This window comes from Plectonema cf. radiosum LEGE 06105 (genome assembly GCF_015207665.1).
Taxonomy (GTDB): domain Bacteria; phylum Cyanobacteriota; class Cyanobacteriia; order Cyanobacteriales; family Nostocaceae; genus Rivularia; species Rivularia radiosa_A.
This window is the reverse complement of the sequence record NZ_JADEWL010000283.1, coordinates 1-2,647: the sequence shown is the minus strand read 5'-3', so window position 1 is coordinate 2,647 and position 2,647 is coordinate 1. Positions and strand designations below refer to the sequence as shown.

At 36.6% G+C, this 2,647-nt stretch carries 4 protein-coding genes; all 4 read right to left on the bottom strand.

Annotated elements, in window-relative coordinates; all coding sequences use genetic code 11:
- The coding region (locus IQ247_RS31955; RefSeq protein WP_228060232.1) for a hypothetical protein at positions 1-1,083 on the bottom strand (1,083 nt) is incomplete at its 3' end.
- Positions 1,084-1,151: 68 nt separating this feature from the next.
- Complete coding sequence (locus IQ247_RS31950; protein WP_193926209.1) at positions 1,152-1,670, bottom strand: phage tail protein; 519 nt, start codon at positions 1,668-1,670, stop codon at positions 1,152-1,154.
- Positions 1,670-1,909 (bottom strand): hypothetical protein, encoded by a 240-nt coding sequence (locus IQ247_RS31945; protein WP_193926208.1) that lies wholly within the window; start codon positions 1,907-1,909, stop codon positions 1,670-1,672. Before IQ247_RS31945 ends, IQ247_RS31950 begins: the two co-directional genes overlap by 1 nt.
- A gap of 294 nt (positions 1,910-2,203) precedes the next feature.
- On the bottom strand, positions 2,204-2,647 hold a 444-nt coding region (locus tag IQ247_RS31940; protein WP_193926207.1), incomplete at its 5' end, for an FHA domain-containing protein.

Genomic DNA, 2,647 nt, shown 5'->3' with positions numbered 1-2,647 from the left:
TAACTGTGTTGGAATAACTTCTGGATTTTGAGAATTGGATTCTTTAATTTTATAAGATTCACTCGTTGCTGATTTTAACTGTGTTGCAATAACTTCGGGTGTTTGAGAAGATTCTCTCGTTGTTGATGTTAACTGTGTTGGAATAACTTCTAGATTTTGAGAATTGGATTCTGTAATTTTATAAGATTCACTCGTCGTCGTTGATGCTAATCGTGTTGGAGTGACTTCGGGTGTTTGAAAAGTTTCATTCGTTGTTGATTTTAACTGTGTTGGAGTAACTTCTGGATTTTGAGAATTGGATTCTGTAATTTTATAAGATTCACTCGTTGTTGATGCTAATTGTGTTGGAGTAACTTCCGACGTTTGAGAAGATTCTCTCGTTGTTGATGCTGATTGTGTTGGAGTAACTTCTAGATTTTGAGAATTGGATTCTTGAATTTGAGAAGATTCACTCGTTGCTGATGCTAATTGTGGTGGAATAACTTCGGGTGTTTGAGAAGATTCTCTCGTTGTTGATGCTGATTGTGTTGGAGTTGGAGTAACTTCGGGTGTTTGAGAAGGTTCACTCGTTGTTGATTTTAACTGTGTTGGAGTAACTTCCGAATTTTGAGATTTATTCGGTGATTTTTTTGTTTTGGACTTAGGTTTAGATTTTGATGCAATTTTAGTCTTTTTACTAGCTTTGGTTGTTTGATTTTTTGTAAGAGTATCTCTAATATCTACTGGTGCTAAACTCGCATGATTATTTTGATTATTTATATTGTTATCTACAGAATCTGGTATTGTTTCAATATTTTCTTGTTGTGGATAAAATTCGGTATTTGTGTCTGAGGGTAAATCAAAATTTTGCAAACTATGGGAACTATTTGCAAGGCTAAAATTATGATTCTCATTTCCATAATCCCAATTGATTAAAGAATTTTGATGATTTTCATATTTACGGGGTAAACGAAATTTGGACGATTCTACTAATGGCGATCGCGATACTAAATTATGTCTAGATAAATTCGACTCTTTTCTCAAAGTCAATCTGCTAGGTTCACCTAAAGATGCTGCATTTCTCAAAGGCTTAATATTTTCCATAATTAAAATATTGGTATTAAGCTCAAACTTAATTAACTATTTAATTCACTTTTGAATTATCTTGCTAATTACTGTGACTCGAAAAATCCTGATTTCATCCGCGTGCTTGAATTGCCACCTCCTTTTTCTTTTCCTACCTGTAATCCTTCATAAGCCAAAGTTATTTCTTCAATTCCAACTGCGTTTCCATCTGCTTGTAATGCGGGTGCTTTCCAATTGATGGGAATTGCACCTATCAATGTCCAACTCATCATGGTTTCACCTGCTTGGTTAAAAACCAAAATATTTACGTTACGTCGAGATGTTTTTTTCTGCTCGTCAAATACTTCGTTTATCCAGTTCCAAAAGCCTGGATGATCGGTAACACCTCGTTTAAGTGTTACATCAGAAAATTCAAATTTTCCTAAAAATACCCTTTGCTGATCGTTAACTCCTCCTTCATGAATAATCTTTTTTTGAACATTTGCACCTAACCCCGAACATTCACTAAAAGATGCTGCGATCGCGCTATCTACCTCTACATAAAAACGGTTGCTAGTTACATAATTCAATTCATGAACTACATTGCCATTTGTACTACCAGCCATCACAACCACCTATCGCAACCATAATTATTTACTCTCTCTCTTTGACATCGGATGTCTTCGCGTAAAAGTTCATACACTCTTCTGGTCAATTTGCTCAATAACAGCGAGTCTTTGAGGTACGCTGATGCGGTTTCAGCAACTTTACTAGCATCAGATGTTGCAGAAATATTTGCGTATCCCGTTGTCCCACCAACATCCCCCAGAGGTGTGAAAAAAGCTTCTTTTTGTTCTAAGTCCATATAATAATATGATTAATATTCCTATATAATCTAGGCTAAAGGCAGTCTTCGATAATCAACCATTAGCCGAAGGTCTAGCATTTTCTAACTACGCATTTCTTATTTGGCATTGCTGAATCCGGGTATGAATCTAGATTCTGAGACGTAGCAATGCTACGTCTCTACAAGGTTTCGCTTATTCATTAAATCAAATATGACCTTGCGGTCACGCTCCGCTAACATACTTCTTTTCAGCAACGCCTCTTATTTACTTTATTTACGGGGATTATCTCCTAACTCCTCACTCCTAACTTCTTACATCACCGCTATTGTAAAAAATACTAGAGAGTTTTGTCCTAATTGCAACGTATCTCCACTGATTAAACGATATGAAACACCTGAATTCAAAAGGTTTCCGTTCAAATAAATCCCATTTGTACTAGTATCAATAATCATATAAGTATTTTGCGCCCAATCCCAAAAGACGCGAGCGTGTCGTCGAGAAACTATTCCTTCTTCAGGAATCCCAGTTAGATCAATTTCTGGTGGATTTGGCATACTTTGAGTACGACGACCAATAGAACCACTTTCCTGACATAATGTAAACTCACGACCTGTAGCATGAATTAGCTTCAAAACTGGCAAATTTGATACTGGTATTGGAGTTTGCTGTGGTGGTGTTGGTGGTGTGTAACGCTGCTGATATTGAGTTGAATAATCCGGAGCGGGTTGATGGGTTCGCTGTTCCTGTGGCTGTCT

What these genes read in the sequence shown, in the direction of transcription:
- IQ247_RS31950 (WP_193926209.1), bottom strand. Translation starts at nt 1,670, where the DNA reads ATGGCTGGTAGTACAAATGGCAATGTAGTTCATGAATTGAATTATGTA.
- IQ247_RS31945 (WP_193926208.1), bottom strand. Translation starts at nt 1,909, where the DNA reads ATGGACTTAGAACAAAAAGAAGCTTTTTTCACACCTCTGGGGGATGTT.